Annotated in this window: 14 protein-coding genes and 2 pseudogenes; 13 read left to right on the top strand and 3 right to left on the bottom strand. The window is 59.1% G+C overall.

Translation table 11 applies throughout. The annotated features are described in order from the left end of the window. Window positions 1–13 precede the first annotated feature (13 nt). The 4 genes from G7066_RS12010 to G7066_RS11995 are packed head-to-tail and all read left to right on the top strand — an operon-like array spanning window position 14 to window position 2,325. A complete protein-coding gene (locus G7066_RS12010) occupies window positions 14–517 on the top strand; it encodes a hypothetical protein (RefSeq protein ID WP_166331353.1) in 504 nt (167 codons plus the stop codon). Then, window positions 514–1,353, top strand: coding sequence for a hypothetical protein (locus tag G7066_RS12005; RefSeq protein ID WP_166331352.1), 840 nt, complete (start codon window positions 514–516; stop codon window positions 1,351–1,353). The genes G7066_RS12010 and G7066_RS12005 overlap by 4 nt, the downstream gene beginning before the upstream one ends. Further along, a complete protein-coding gene (locus tag G7066_RS12000) occupies window positions 1,289–1,879 on the top strand; it encodes a DUF7927 domain-containing protein (protein ID WP_166331351.1) in 591 nt (196 codons plus the stop codon). Before G7066_RS12005 ends, G7066_RS12000 begins: the two co-directional genes overlap by 65 nt. Next, window positions 1,876–2,325, top strand: coding sequence for a DUF7927 domain-containing protein (locus G7066_RS11995; protein WP_166331349.1), 450 nt, complete (start codon window positions 1,876–1,878; stop codon window positions 2,323–2,325). The genes G7066_RS12000 and G7066_RS11995 overlap by 4 nt, the downstream gene beginning before the upstream one ends. A gap of 68 nt (window positions 2,326–2,393) precedes the next feature. On the opposite strand, the gene G7066_RS11990 is transcribed toward G7066_RS11995, so the two are convergent. Together G7066_RS11990 and G7066_RS11985 are read right to left on the bottom strand one after the other, a co-directional pair. Next, window positions 2,394–3,875, bottom strand: coding sequence for a DNA recombination protein RmuC (locus tag G7066_RS11990; RefSeq protein ID WP_166331347.1), 1,482 nt, complete (start codon window positions 3,873–3,875; stop codon window positions 2,394–2,396). Window positions 3,876–3,986: 111 nt separating this feature from the next. After that, window positions 3,987–4,571 (bottom strand): 3'-5' exonuclease, encoded by a 585-nt coding sequence (locus G7066_RS11985; protein ID WP_166331345.1) that lies wholly within the window; start codon window positions 4,569–4,571, stop codon window positions 3,987–3,989. A gap of 91 nt (window positions 4,572–4,662) precedes the next feature. Here G7066_RS11985 and G7066_RS11980 point away from each other — a divergent pair, with 91 nt between their 5' ends. From G7066_RS11980 to G7066_RS11970, 3 genes and pseudogenes are all read left to right on the top strand, one after another. Continuing rightward, window positions 4,663–5,085 (top strand): DUF1761 domain-containing protein, encoded by a 423-nt coding sequence (locus tag G7066_RS11980; RefSeq protein WP_166331343.1) that lies wholly within the window; start codon window positions 4,663–4,665, stop codon window positions 5,083–5,085. Window positions 5,086–5,127: 42 nt separating this feature from the next. Next, window positions 5,128–6,199: pseudogene (gene ychF / locus G7066_RS11975) on the top strand (redox-regulated ATPase YchF). A gap of 226 nt (window positions 6,200–6,425) precedes the next feature. Next, entirely contained in the window at window positions 6,426–6,764 is a 339-nt protein-coding gene (locus tag G7066_RS11970) for a hypothetical protein (protein WP_166331341.1), read from the top strand. A gap of 109 nt (window positions 6,765–6,873) precedes the next feature. Here G7066_RS11970 and G7066_RS11965 read toward each other — a convergent pair whose 3' ends face one another. Beyond that, on the bottom strand, window positions 6,874–7,047 hold the full coding sequence (locus tag G7066_RS11965) for a hypothetical protein (protein ID WP_166331339.1): 174 nt from the start codon (window positions 7,045–7,047) through the stop codon (window positions 6,874–6,876). Between the two features lie 120 nt (window positions 7,048–7,167). Here G7066_RS11965 and G7066_RS11960 point away from each other — a divergent pair, with 120 nt between their 5' ends. The 6 genes and pseudogenes from G7066_RS11960 to G7066_RS11935 all read left to right on the top strand — a co-directional run bounded on the left by G7066_RS11960 (window position 7,168) and on the right by G7066_RS11935 (window position 12,590). Next, window positions 7,168–7,803: a DinB family protein gene (locus G7066_RS11960; protein ID WP_166331337.1), complete on the top strand. Its 636-nt coding sequence runs from the start codon at window positions 7,168–7,170 to the stop codon at window positions 7,801–7,803. Further along, window positions 7,800–8,441 (top strand): DUF1345 domain-containing protein, encoded by a 642-nt coding sequence (locus G7066_RS11955; RefSeq protein WP_166331335.1) that lies wholly within the window; start codon window positions 7,800–7,802, stop codon window positions 8,439–8,441. Before G7066_RS11960 ends, G7066_RS11955 begins: the two co-directional genes overlap by 4 nt. A gap of 67 nt (window positions 8,442–8,508) precedes the next feature. Further along, a complete protein-coding gene (locus G7066_RS11950; RefSeq protein ID WP_166331333.1) occupies window positions 8,509–9,261 on the top strand; it encodes a GTP pyrophosphokinase in 753 nt (250 codons plus the stop codon). A gap of 49 nt (window positions 9,262–9,310) precedes the next feature. After that, window positions 9,311–10,072, top strand: coding sequence for a phosphotransferase (locus tag G7066_RS11945; RefSeq protein WP_166331331.1), 762 nt, complete (start codon window positions 9,311–9,313; stop codon window positions 10,070–10,072). Between the two features lie 36 nt (window positions 10,073–10,108). Further along, the gene (locus G7066_RS11940) at window positions 10,109–10,780 is read left to right on the top strand and encodes a hypothetical protein (protein WP_244302972.1); all 672 of its coding nucleotides are present in this window, start codon (window positions 10,109–10,111) and stop codon (window positions 10,778–10,780) included. A 194-nt stretch (window positions 10,781–10,974) separates the two neighbouring features. Further along, window positions 10,975–12,590, top strand: a pseudogene (locus tag G7066_RS11935) (ABC transporter substrate-binding protein). Window positions 12,591–12,623: the final 33 nt, after the last annotated feature.

Below are 12,623 nucleotides of genomic sequence, written 5' to 3'. Positions count from 1 at the left end.
CACTGCTGGTGCTATGCACCCTGGTGGTGCCGGGTACCCCGCAAAGGCCGCAAGCGGCCCTGTGAGTGGCTTTGTGCGGAACGCGCAGACTTGGTACGCATACGTTGAGGCCGGTGAAACCCTGTCCTCGACTTTCGCGAAGGAGCGGCAGGGGTCAAACGTAAACATCTGGGATCCCACGATCGTGGTCACGCGGCCGGATGGTACGGTCGCAAACAGCTGTGCCACCATCTCTATCGGCACCCCCGCTGGTACGGCGTGTAATTTCAACGAGGTTGCCGCTGTGAGCGGAGTGTGGTCGGTCGCTATTCAAGCACCGGCGGGTGTGAGTCCTGTGCTGGGTAGGCAATGGATGACCTGGGACATCACGGTCAGCAACGGTGCGCCAGTTGAAGGCCGTGTCTGGACAGAGCAGTACCGCCAGGTAGATACCCCGTTCGATTTTGCCCCCGTGGATCTCTCCATGTGGGTGCTGACGGAACATGGCTACATCTACCGGGTTGATCGCCCGCGATGAACGGGATCGACTCCGTGTACGATGCAAATGCCTTTGGCGTTGTAGATAAAAACACCTGCGCGAGCGCACACACGTCGACGAGTATTGGTGTGAACTTTGAAAGCGGCAATCCTCAATACACGAGCGACTTCCGCAACATTGCCGAGACCAATTGCACGTTTACTCCATACAAGCTCTTCTTTGAGGCACCTTCCGCAGATCTTCCCGCTCAGGTGACGCTGCCGAGCGGCTCGACGACATGGCTGAACAATACCCCCGTGGAACCAGACCTCCAGAAGGTCTCCTTCGATCAGGAAAGTATCGGGTCTCGCTCCGGTACGATCCGCGCAGAGATTGCAAACTTCGAGGGCAGCGCAACCGTCCAGGTTGATGTCGATGGCGACGGCGTGTTTGATGGCGCCGCTGACCGCTCGTTCAACATCGCGGTCGTCGGGGGAGAGGGAACCGGCTACTTTGATGGGCTCGACGCCGCAGGTAAGGCCATCCCGGTGACCACGGCCATCTCTTTCCGTGTTCGCCTCGACAGCTTTGCTGAGGTGCACTTTACTGATGCGGACGTGGAGTACCTCTCGGGTGGCATCTCCGTTACTCGACTCAACGGACCCGCAGACGGTACCGAGTCGAGGATTTTCTGGGACGACTCGATTCTCAGTTCGATCGATATCGACCATCAGGCCAACATGAAGTGCTCAACCACCCTCAAATGTCGAGCGGTCCGAACGGCGTCGATAGCGCGGCGGGAGTGCACGGATGGGACCTGGGGACTTGTCAATGGGCCGCGGATCCAGAGCGAATTCACCCTCCTACGACACCGCCAATGGTGGCACCTGGGGTAACAACCGCCTCATCGATGACTGGGCACTGATCGATTTTGATGAGCAAGAGGACATCCAGCTCCCCGCCGCCGTGCCGGGTCTGGGTGCCGCGAAATCATCCGACCCCGTTTCGGGCTCGAATGTTAAAGCTGGGCAGAAGGTCACGTACACGCTGACTTACACCAACACGGGTGATGCGCCGGCGAACGTCGATTCAACGGATGACCTCTCGGCCGTGCTCGATGATGCCGATGTGACGACTGAGCCGGCTTCGGACGTGGATACTGTCACCCCGGTACGCGACAAGAGCTCGCTCAGGATCACGGGAGCTATCGCCCCCGGTGCCACTGCGAAGGTGACCTACTCCGTGACGGTGCGCGCTGATGGTGAGCGTGGCGACAACCTGCTCGACAACGTGCTGACTCCCGATGACTCGGATGCTTGCCTGCCCGGCAACTGTGCCACCGATCACAAGATCGGGGAGCTCGAAATGCGCAAGAGCTCCGACCCGCTTCGGGTGCCTCGGTGGCCGAGGGCGACAAAGTGAGGTACACGCTCCACTTCGAGAATACCGGGGAAGCCCCGGTTGCCGTAGACGCGGAAGACGCTCTCAGTGGAGTGTTGGATGACGCCAAAATGGTTAAGGCTCCTCAGGCGTCTGACGCGGCTCTCTCTGTTGGGGATGTCGTCGATGGCAGATTCCCGATAACCGGAACGCTTCAGCCTGGACAGAAGGCCACTGTGAGTTACAGCGTCTCCGTGCTGCCGAAGGAGAAGAGAGGTGACGGAGTTCTCGGTAACTTCTTGGTGAAGGCGGGCGGTGACCCGGTGTGTAACAGTGCTCAGTCGAACTGCACTACTCACCCGGTGAGCGTTGCTGCCGACCTGGCAACTACCGGAGCTTCACTCTCGGTGGTGCTGCCCGCGGCGCTGCTGCTGCTCGGTGGTGGCGTGGCTGTCATGCTCGCTGTGAGGCGTCGCGTTGTAAGTTAGTTCAGCCGAACTGCTGAAGCCCCCGGTCTGTTGGCTCATGAGAGTCGCCGACCGGGGGCTTCAACTATTTAGTCGTCGGTCTTGTCCGTGGCATCGCCGTCTTCTGAGACCGGCGCATCCTCTTCGGCGTCATCGAAGTCAGTGAGCAAGTCTTCGATGGGTGACTGGGTGAGTCCAAGGGGCTCCGTGCCGAAGTTTTCCGTGCCGAGTGTCTCGACCGAGCGCAACTGCTTGGCGACCGCGCGGGTGCGCACACCGGCCTGGTGCACCGTGTTCTGGGCTGTCGCGAGCTGCTTTTCGAGCTTTTCCCAGACCTGGCCGTACTTCTGGAACTCCTGTTTCGCGGCGCTCAGCACCTGCCATACCTCGGAACTGCGCTTCTCGATAGCGAGCGTGCGGAAGCCCATCTGGAGGCTGTTGAGTAACGAGCCGAGTGTAGTCGGCCCGGTCACAATCACTCGCAACTCATTCTGGAGCTTGCTGGCCAGGCCTGGCCGGCGAACGATCTCGGCAAAGAGCCCCTCCGTCGGCAGGTACATGATCGCAAAGTCGGTACTGTGCGGTGGAACGATGTACTTTTCCGCAATGAGTTTGGCCTGGGTGAGGATCACACGCTCCAGCACCTTGAAGGCTGCCTCGACGGCCTCTTTTTCGCCGCTCTCCTGCGCCTCAAGCAAGCGCTCGTAGTCTTCTTGTGGGAACTTCGAGTCTATGGGGAGCAGTACTCGCTCGGTCTCGCCGCGGCCAGGCAGTTTCACCGCGAACTCGACCCGCTCGGCCGATCCTGGTCGAATTGCTGCGTTCTGCTCGTACTGTTCGGGGGTCAAGATGTCTTCGAGCTGGCGTTCCAGCTGCACCTCACCCCAGCTGCCGCGACTCTTCACATTGGTGAGCACGCGCTTCAGCCCGCCGACGTCGGAGGCCAGCGTCTGCATCTCACCGAGGCCCTTTTGCACCTGTTCGAGTCGATCGCTGACCAGTTTGAAGGACTCACCCAGGCGGCGCTCGAGCGTGCCCTGCAGTTTCTCGTCAACGGTCTCGCGCATCTTTTCAAGCTTCGCCTCGTTGCCCTGGCGAAGTTTTTCGAGTTCTGCCCGCAGCGTCTCTTGCAGTTCAGCCTGCTTTGCCACGTGGGTGTCCGTGAGGGTTTGAACGCGCTGCGCGTTTTCGGCCAGGGCGGTCTTCAGCGTGCCCTGCAACTTCTCGTCGACGGTGGTGCGCACCTGTTCAAGCTTCGTCTCGTTTGAAATGCGCAGCTCTTCGAAGCGTGTCTCGACTGCACTCTTTAGCTCAACCTGCGATTGCAGAGAAGCCTGCGAAGTCGCGTGAAAGCGGTCACTCAGACCCGTGAGCGAGCCGCCTAGCTGCTGCTGCATCGTTGACAGCGAAGATGCAAGTTCGCCGCGCTGAGTTGCTAGATCTTGGCGAAGTTCGCCGCCGCTGACGGCGGCGTTGCTGCCCGACGGCCCGCGCCGGAACAGCAGGATAGCGATAGCTGCCAGGATGCCAAGCAGGTTCAGAATAAGTAGCGTGAGCAAGAGTGCGTCCATGGTGAGGATTCCTTAGGAGAAGTTGATGTGGCCACGCTACAGGTAGCCTCGGACATTGATGATTGCGGACGGGCGAAAAACCGAGACAGCGGCCCGGACCCTGAACCAAAACTAGAGTTTGAGAGGGATCGCCTTGAGCTGTTGGACCCGCAGCCCCGTTTTCTTTGCGAGCGCGAGCACGTCGTCGGCGTCGTGTTGCCTGGCAGCATCGCTGATGATTGCAGCACACGCCTCAGCATCGGCAAGCGCATCGTGGTGCGCGAACTCGCCGAACCCGGCGGCTTCGGCGGCAAGGGGAAGCCGGTGCGAGGGGATCTCATAGGTCTTGCGCGACACCTGCACGCTGCACAGGTACTTCAAACGGGGCGTGGGGGAGATGCTCTCAGCGCAGGCGGCCCGGATGACCCCCATATCGAAACTGGCATTGTGCGCAACGGCAATGTCGTCGCCGATGAAGTCTGTCAACTCGGTGAGCTGATCCTGCCACGGCCTCGCATCGGCAACCATCTGAGCGGTAATGCCGTGAATCTTGATATTAAAAGGGAGAAACTCCGCGTGCGCGGGTGGGGGCTTAATGAGCCAGTAGGCGTGCTCCACAACAACTCCGGCGCGCACCCGAACGAGCCCAACCGAGCACGCGGATGATGGGTGGCTGTTAGCGGTCTCGAAATCGAGCGCGGTGAAGTTGACTGACACCTAATGATCCTGGCACACACCGCCGACATTGGTGAGATGATTGACCTATCTCGCCATCGCGAGCGTATAACCACCGGTCAAGGGGGACATCATGATTCCTGAAATCAACTACTGGGCAGTGTTGGTCGCGACACTCTCAACCATGCTCGTCGGAACCGTTTGGTACACGCCGAAGGTGTTCGGTAACGCTTGGATGCGTCTCGCCAAAGTCGACCCGACGGGCAAGTCGGCGGTGGGGCCGATCCTGGTCACTGTCATTGTGAGCTTCATTTCTGCCTGGGTGCTGGCCGGGGCGAGCTGGATCGCGTTTGAGTTCTACGGCGGATCCTTTCTGCTCGGCACGCTACTCACGGGCGTGATCCTGTGGGCTGGTTTCACCGCTTCTCGCTTCATTACGCATGATGCCTTCGAGGGCAGGCCCGCAGCGCTCACCATCATCAACATTGCGCACGAGTTCGTGACGGTGGTGGTGATGGCAGTGATTATTGGGGTCTGGCCACCAGCTATTGGGTAGCGCTGTCGGGTAATCGGGTGAACCCGCGTAGACTGGTGCCTCGTGGCTCTAACTATCGGAATCGTAGGTCTCCCAACGTAGGCAAGTCGACGCTGTTTAACGCGTTGACCTCAAACGACGCGCTCGCAGCGAACTATCCGTTCGCGACGATCGAGCCGAACATTGGGGTGGTGAACCTGCCGGATCCGCGACTGAATAAGCTCGCTGAGATTTTCGGATCCGAAAAGTTGCTGCCAGCACCTGTGAGCTTTGTCGACATCGCGGGTATCGTGCGTGGCGCGAGTGAGGGTGAGGGGCTGGGTAACCAGTTCCTCGCCAACATTCGTGAAGCCGACGCTATTGCGCAGGTTGTGCGGGGTTTCACCGACCCCGACGTGATTCACGTTGAGGGCGGCGTAAACCCCGCAAGCGACATGGAGACGATCAACACGGAGTTGATCCTCGCCGACATGCAGACCATTGAGAAGGCACTCGTGCGCTTTGAGAAGGAGCTGAAGTCGAAGAAGATTGACGCGAGTGTGGTCGATGCCGCGAAGGCCGCCATTACTGCGCTGAACGACGGCAAACTGCTGTCGCACACCGACATTGATCTCGAGCCGATTCGTGAACTGGGTTTGCTCACCGCGAAGCCGTTCCTTTATGTTTTTAACGTCGACGAGACGGTGCTTCAGGATCGCGCGCGTCTCGATGAGCTCGCCGCTCTGGTGGCCCCGCGAAGGCTATCTTCCTTGATGCCAAGCTTGAGAGCGAGCTGATCGAACTCGATGAGGCGGACGCCGCCGAGCTTCTTGCGTCAATTGGGCAGGAAGAAAGCGGGCTGGATCAGCTCGCCCGTGTCGGCTTCGATACGCTCGGCCTGCAAACCTACCTCACCGCCGGGCCGAAGGAGGCCCGCGCCTGGACGATCCCCAAGGGCGCAACCGCCCCGCAAGCCGCAGGCGCGATCCACACTGACTTCGAAAAGGGCTTTATTAAGGGCGAGATCATCTCGTTCGACGACCTTGTTGAAGCGGGATCGGTTGCAGAGGCTCGTGCCAAGGGCAAAGCCCGCATGGAAGGCAAAGAGTACGTGATGCAGGACGGCGACGTTTGCGAGTGGCGTTTTAACGTATAACTCTCGGTGGAGCTCCACCGCAGCAGGGGCCTTTCAAAGTCGCGGTGTCCCCAACACACGCGGAGCAGATGCTCGCGAGAGCCCAATTGTGCATGAAACCACGTACGAAAAACATGCAACATTGCGCTTTCGCATGCATTCAGGTTGGGAGTGCCCCCTGTTGCAAAGACTTTGATGTGACCTTGCCACCGCAGCCGTGATTCATGCTCCGTGTAGAGTGCTTCACATGAAGGGCGTGGTTCCGGCGAGGCGCATGATCCGTCTTTTCCTCGACTACGGTCGTGATTGGCCGCTATGGGAGGACTCGACCCCGGCGTGGGACGTGGGATACACGACGACCCCAGAGATGTATGGTTTGTCCGAGGTATTGACTCGTGAACTCGCCGACTGGAACTCGTTGTGGGAGCGAAACTTCGACCCGTTCGACGGTTGGGCAAATGACGCTGCTCGTGAGCGGTGGCGCGAAGAAGGAACGAGGATCGCCGCGCGCCTACGAACAGAGGTCGCTGACTTCGCGGATGTGTCGTATGAGCCTTGGCCTCTTGGGAGCACTCTTGAGGAGTAGCTGGCTCGCAACAGCACGCGTGTTGTCCATTGACGTCTATCGACAACCTAACTTGTGGGATTGGCGATATACCGTCTAGCGACCGTTGGCTGAGCCAAACTTCCGTTCATCAAGGTGTGGTCGCACTGGTTACGCTGTCGCCCCCACTCGAAACCGCAGACGGCACTACAGACCCAATCGCCGTCGTCATGGCGAACGAGGCGGCGAGAGCAATCACGCATGCGAGGGTAAGCGACACCGCGATGAAGATGGAGGGCTGTCGGAACGGGTTCGTGTGCTTCATGCTTCTAGCCTCGCGTGCGACAGCAAAGATGTCGTCCGACCGGGGTATCAACCCGTGGTACTCAGGTCTGATTGACCCGGATCATCGACAGTGTCCGACCCTCAAGCTACGCTGGCCAACATGAGCACGGGTACCAACACAGACACCGAAACTGAGCTCCTGCTCGGTTACCTACAGACCGCCCGCGAGGCGCTTCTCTGGAAGCTCGATGGCCTGAGCGAATACGATGCGAGGCGACCGCTGACACCAACCGGTAGCAACTTGCTCGGCATTGTGAAACACGTTGCGAGCGTCGAGCACGGCTATCTCACCGAGTGTTTTGGGCGAGAACCGAAGTATGCGTTCCCGTGGCTCGCAGACGACGCCCCAGACAACGCAGACATGTGGGCGACGGTCGATGAGTCAAGTGAACAGATCCTCGAAATGTGCCGCGGCATCTGGTTGGCTGACGATACTTCCGTGCGCGAACTCGGACTTGAAGCACAAGGAACAGTGCCCTGGTGGGGAGACCGCGGCGACTCGGTGACCATGCGCCACCTGCTGGTCCACATGATAGCCGAGACCAATCGCCACGCCGGGCAGGCGGACATTCTCCGCGAGCAACTCGACGGATCCGTGGGAATGCGCCAGGCCGTGCCGAACATGCCTCGGCAAAACGAGGAGTGGTGGCAAGACTACGTTGTGACGCTTGAGGCAACGGCCCGTCAAGCCGCCGGCATGCCAAAAGTGCCACCGCACGATACGATCCGAATATGAGTAAGCTGCCGGTGCGGGCGCAGGTGAGACTGCGATGGGCCGTTGCAATCTTGGTTGGGGTCGTGGTGGGCGCGGTGACTGGCAACGTCCTCGGCCTTGCTGCGGGACTGTTAGCAGGTTGGGCGGCGCTCGCGATCATCAGTACAACCTGGACCCTGATGCAGGTGTGGCCGATGGACGCTGCTGCGACGCGGGATCACGCGATCCTTGAAGATCCAGGCCGCAGAACCGCGCAAATCGTTGCCATCGTGGGCAGCGTCGCAAGCCTTGGTGCCGTCGCCGCGGTGGTGGTGCACTCCCGCTATCTCAGCGGAGTCGACGCCTACGTCGACGCGGGGATCGCCATGCTCAGCGTTGTCTCATCCTGGGTGCTCATCCAGACCGACTACATGCTCCGCTACGCGAAGGAATACTACCTAAACGACGCGGGTGGGATCGAGTTCAATCAGAAAGAAGCCCCTGAATACTCAGATTTTGTTTACTTCTCGGTTGTGCTTGGGGTCTCATACAGCGTCGCTGATGCCGTCATTACACGCAACGGCATCAGGCGTATCGTTATCGGACAGACGGTGCTCGGGTATTTGTTCGGCGCGGGGATCATCGCGACCATCATCAGTCTCATCGCCGCCATCGGCTAGAGCTGAACACAGGCTCCGCGTCTCCAAAACACAGCCAATCCTGAACCGGCATCGTTACGCTGACACCATGAGCAATCCCGCCGTAGACCCCCTGGGCGATGAGATCACTATTTCAGCGAGTGCGATGAGAGCCCTCGGCGATCAGTTGCAGCGCTTCTTGCTCGAGTACCGTTTTGCGATGCAAGAGGTCGAAACAAAACTTGCGATTCTGCAAGAAGAGTTTCTGCACATGCACGAGTACAACCCCATCGAGCACGTCTCCAGCCGTGTGAAATCGGTCGACAGCCTACTCGAGAAACTCGAGCGTCGTGGTCTCGTTGAACAGCTTGAGCGGAGTGGTCTTGATAGCAACTTCGACGTGATCCGGGGTCATATTCATGATGTTGCCGGAGTGAGAGTGACCTGTGCCTTCATTCGAGACGTATACCGGCTTTTTGACCTGCTCACCCGACAAGACGACATCACCGTGCTTGAGGTAAAGGACTACATCAAGACCCCCAAAGAGAATGGGTACCAGAGCCTGCACACTATCATTTCTGTGCCGGTGTTCCTCTCCACGGGACGCGTGAACGTGCCGGTCGAAGTACAGTTTCGCACCATCGCCATGGACTTCTGGGCCACGCTTGAACACAAGATCTATTACAAGTACGACCGGCAAGTGCCCGATTCCCTCATTGGGGAACTCAAAAATGCGGCCGACACCGCTGCCGAGCTCGACACCCGCATGGAACGGCTTCATGCTCAGTTGCACGGCGATCCTGGCCTCACCTCCGCCACCGTCGAGACCTCACCCGCTGTACGGCGCATTCACAACGTTTAGCTGGCGCGGGATCCTGCCAGTCTCAACTACATTGCGATAGCGTCGAGGGGTGGAAACCGAGTACCTTCCTGGCGGATCCGGTGGAGTGTGGCGCGTGCGCCTGCCAGACGGCGAGGCTCGCGTGCACCGGCCGACGGGTCCATGGACTCCCGCAATACACGCGCTCCTTGAATTCTTGGCAGATCAGGGACTCGATGGGGTGCCAACAGTGCTTGGGTTCGATGACGAGAATCGTGAGGTGCTGAGTTTTCTGCCTGGGCACACGCTTGATCCCGAGACAGAACAGTCCACCCTCGAAGCGCTTACCCAGGCGGCTGCCTGGCTGCGAAGATTTCACGACACGGTTCGCAAGTATCGGCCAGGTGAGGTTGAGTGGCGACAAGGGAGCCAGCGGCTTGGCACAGATGAAGTGATCTGCCATAACGACCCCGGCCTGTATAACTGGGTGATTGTCGAAGACGAGTTCGCCGGAATGATCGATTGGGATCGCGCGGGTCCCGGGCGGCCTATTGACGACCTCGCGTTTCTATGCTGGTCTGGGGTGCCATTGCTGCGGGAGATCCCAAACCTCGAGGTGGCCGCGCGAGTTGAGGCCGCGGCCAAGGCATATGGGGGAGTGGACCCGGTTGAACTGCTCAACGCCGTCGAATCACGGATGGGGCTCATTGAACAGCGTTGGCGGGCCGGTATCGAACGTGGAGACCCCGGCACAATCGCTCTGCGAGATTCGGGCGCGATGGATCGGCATCTCGCACGCGTGCAGGCATTTTTGGAGCGACGTCATGCAATCCTTGAGGTAATGGCCGCTTAAATGTGCGAATTGGCTGGAAATAGTTAGGGTGTAACAGTGAGTAAAGACCCACTTGAGGAACTGTTCGGACCGATTGCGGAGGAACCGAAGCCGGTGCCGGCCCGCGAGCGCCTCTCATACGAACAAGCGGAACGTGTGCGAACGGCCAGAATTGAGACCCCAAATCCTGGTCGCGGATCGGGTGCAAAGCCCTGGATCATCGTCGGAATCGTAGCCGTTGTGGCCATTATTCTGTCGATTGTTGTCGTGAATATGGCACGGGGCGGTGGGGCGGATCCCAAGCCCACCACAACCGCCGCGCCCACGACGACGAAGTCGCCGACTACGTCCACACCAACAGAAACCTCGACTCCGACGGAAACGAAGAAGCCCGAGACGAAGCCAGCGAACCAGGTTCCGAAGGTGGACGTGGGGCCGACGAGTCAGTTGGATATTCCTGCCTGGGGAGTGACCTCGCAGTTGAGTCAGAAGTTCGGCTCAACGAGCTACGCGATTCCCGACAACGTGAACCTCACGCTCGACAGCCCCCTCATCAATTCGCTCCCCGAGTCCTGCAGGGCAATGCGCACACAATGGGGCGCCATCCGCGCCGAGGATGGCACGTACGAAGTAGCCAAGCCTGCGGAAAGCTGTGCAGCGGCGCCAGAACTGTTCGACGAACTGTGGGGCCTCACCGACGCATTCGTCAAGAGCTTCAAGCCGCTGTAAAACGTCGTTGGACGAATGTCGCAAGAAATAGAGGTTTTTTCGACAGTTGTCTCAATGGTTCCACAGGGCTGATTACGGAATGGTTACAGCCGGAGTAATTCCTTTCAGCTAGCTTCCAAGGTCGATAAGGTCGGAAGCGTGGTGACGCACGGTTGAGTTTCAGCCGCGTCGCGCAAATAGACTGGAGGAAATCAATGAAGAAATTACTGCAGGCAGTCGCGATTGTCGGAGCCGGAGCGTTGCTCCTTTCCGGATGCGCCTCGGGCGACAAAGGTGGCGATAGTGGCGGAAGTTCGGGAGCCGGAGGTGCGATTACCATCGGAACGACCGAGACCGTGACGTCGCTTGATCCGGCTGGGGCATACGACAACGGTTCTTGGCAGGTCATGACGAACGTGTACCCGTTCCTCTTGAACAACCCCGTTGGCGAATCGACTGTGGCCCCTGATTCCGCCGAATCAGCGGAATTCACGCAGCCCACCGAGTACACGGTCAAGCTGAAGAAGGGGCTTAAATTTGCCAATGGCAATGACCTCACCAGCTCAGACGTAAAATTCACGTTCGATCGTCAGTTGAAGATCGCGGACCCCAATGGCCCATCGAGTCTGCTTGCCAACCTCGAGAGTGTCGAGGCATCAGACGATCTCACAGTTGTGTTCAAGCTGAAAACCCCAATGATCAGACTTTCCCGCAGGTGCTCTCGAGCCCTGTGGCACCAATCGTTGATGAGGATTCGTTCCCGGCTGACGCCGTGGCAAGCGACGAAGACATCGTGAAAGCGAATCCCTTTGCTGGACAGTACGCCATCACGAAGTACGACAAGGGCAACCTCATCGCGTTCAAGGCATATGAAGGTTATGTGGGCATGTGGGGCGCACCCAAGACTGAGTCCGTGAACCAGAAATACTTCGCCAACGAGTCAAACCTGAGTCAGGCAATCGAAACGAAGGCCGTTGACGTGGCGTTCCGCAGCCTTTCTGCGACCGATGTTGAGAAGTTCGAGACGACCAAGGGACTGCAGGTTATTAAGGGACCTGGCGGGGAGATTCGCTACCTCGTGTTCAACTTCAACTCGATGCCGTTCGGCGCGACGACCGCTGACGCCGACCCCGCGAAGGCTCTCGCAGTGCGCCAGGCCATCGCCGACACGATTGACCGCGAGAAGATCTCGACGCAGGTCTTTAAGAATACCTACACGCCGCTTTACTCCTTTATTCCAGAGGGGCTGCTCGGCGCAAACGAAGCGCTGAAAGATCTGTACGGTAATGGAAAGGGTGGCCCCGACGTTGAGCGCGCGAAGAAGCGGCTCGCGGACGCCGGTGTACAGACTCCGGTGAGTTTCCCGCTGCAGTATGCGGGTGAACGCTACGGTGCCTCTTCGGCCGAGGAGTACGCGCAGATCAAGTCGCAGCTCGAGGCGACCGGTCTCTTTAAGGTGGACCTGCAGTCGACCGAGTGGGGTCAGTACACGAAGGATCGCGTTGAAGACCTGTACCCCGTGCATCAGCTCGGCTGGTTCCCGGACTACTCCGATCCCGATAACTACCTGTCGCCGTTCTTCCTGCCGGACAACTTCCTCGTGAACCACTTCGAGAACAAAGAAATCACGGCGCTGATCGACAAGCAGCGCGTCACGAGCGATACCGAAGAGCGCGCGAAGATCCTGGGTGAGATCCAAGACAAGCTTGCGGTTGAGCTTTCGACTCTCCCGATGCTGCAGGGCGCACAGGTTGCGGTCGCGGTTGACGGTGTCGAGGGCGTGACGCTTGACGCTTCGTTCAAACTCCGCTTTGGACTGATCACGAAGTAGCGGTTTCGAAAAGCGGGCGAGCGCGGACTACCG

The sequence above is a fragment of the Leucobacter coleopterorum genome (assembly GCF_011382985.1).
GTDB lineage: Bacteria > Actinomycetota > Actinomycetes > Actinomycetales > Microbacteriaceae > Leucobacter > Leucobacter coleopterorum.
This window is presented reverse-complemented; position numbering and strand designations above follow the sequence as displayed.

Excerpts from the sequence above, each read along its gene's own strand:
- G7066_RS11955 (WP_166331335.1), top strand. The coding sequence starts at position 7,800 with ATGAGTAAGCTGCCGGTGCGGGCGCAGGTGAGACTGCGATGGGCCGTT.
- G7066_RS11965 (WP_166331339.1), bottom strand. The coding sequence starts at position 7,047 with ATGAAGCACACGAACCCGTTCCGACAGCCCTCCATCTTCATCGCGGTG.
- G7066_RS11970 (WP_166331341.1), top strand. The coding sequence starts at position 6,426 with ATGAAGGGCGTGGTTCCGGCGAGGCGCATGATCCGTCTTTTCCTCGAC.
- G7066_RS11980 (WP_166331343.1), top strand. The coding sequence starts at position 4,663 with ATGATTCCTGAAATCAACTACTGGGCAGTGTTGGTCGCGACACTCTCA.
- G7066_RS12005 (WP_166331352.1), top strand. The coding sequence starts at position 514 with ATGAACGGGATCGACTCCGTGTACGATGCAAATGCCTTTGGCGTTGTA.
- G7066_RS11960 (WP_166331337.1), top strand. The coding sequence starts at position 7,168 with ATGAGCACGGGTACCAACACAGACACCGAAACTGAGCTCCTGCTCGGT.
- G7066_RS12010 (WP_166331353.1), top strand. The coding sequence starts at position 14 with ATGCACCCTGGTGGTGCCGGGTACCCCGCAAAGGCCGCAAGCGGCCCT.
- G7066_RS12000 (WP_166331351.1), top strand. The coding sequence starts at position 1,289 with ATGGGCCGCGGATCCAGAGCGAATTCACCCTCCTACGACACCGCCAAT.
- G7066_RS11990 (WP_166331347.1), bottom strand. The coding sequence starts at position 3,875 with ATGGACGCACTCTTGCTCACGCTACTTATTCTGAACCTGCTTGGCATC.
- G7066_RS11950 (WP_166331333.1), top strand. The coding sequence starts at position 8,509 with ATGAGCAATCCCGCCGTAGACCCCCTGGGCGATGAGATCACTATTTCA.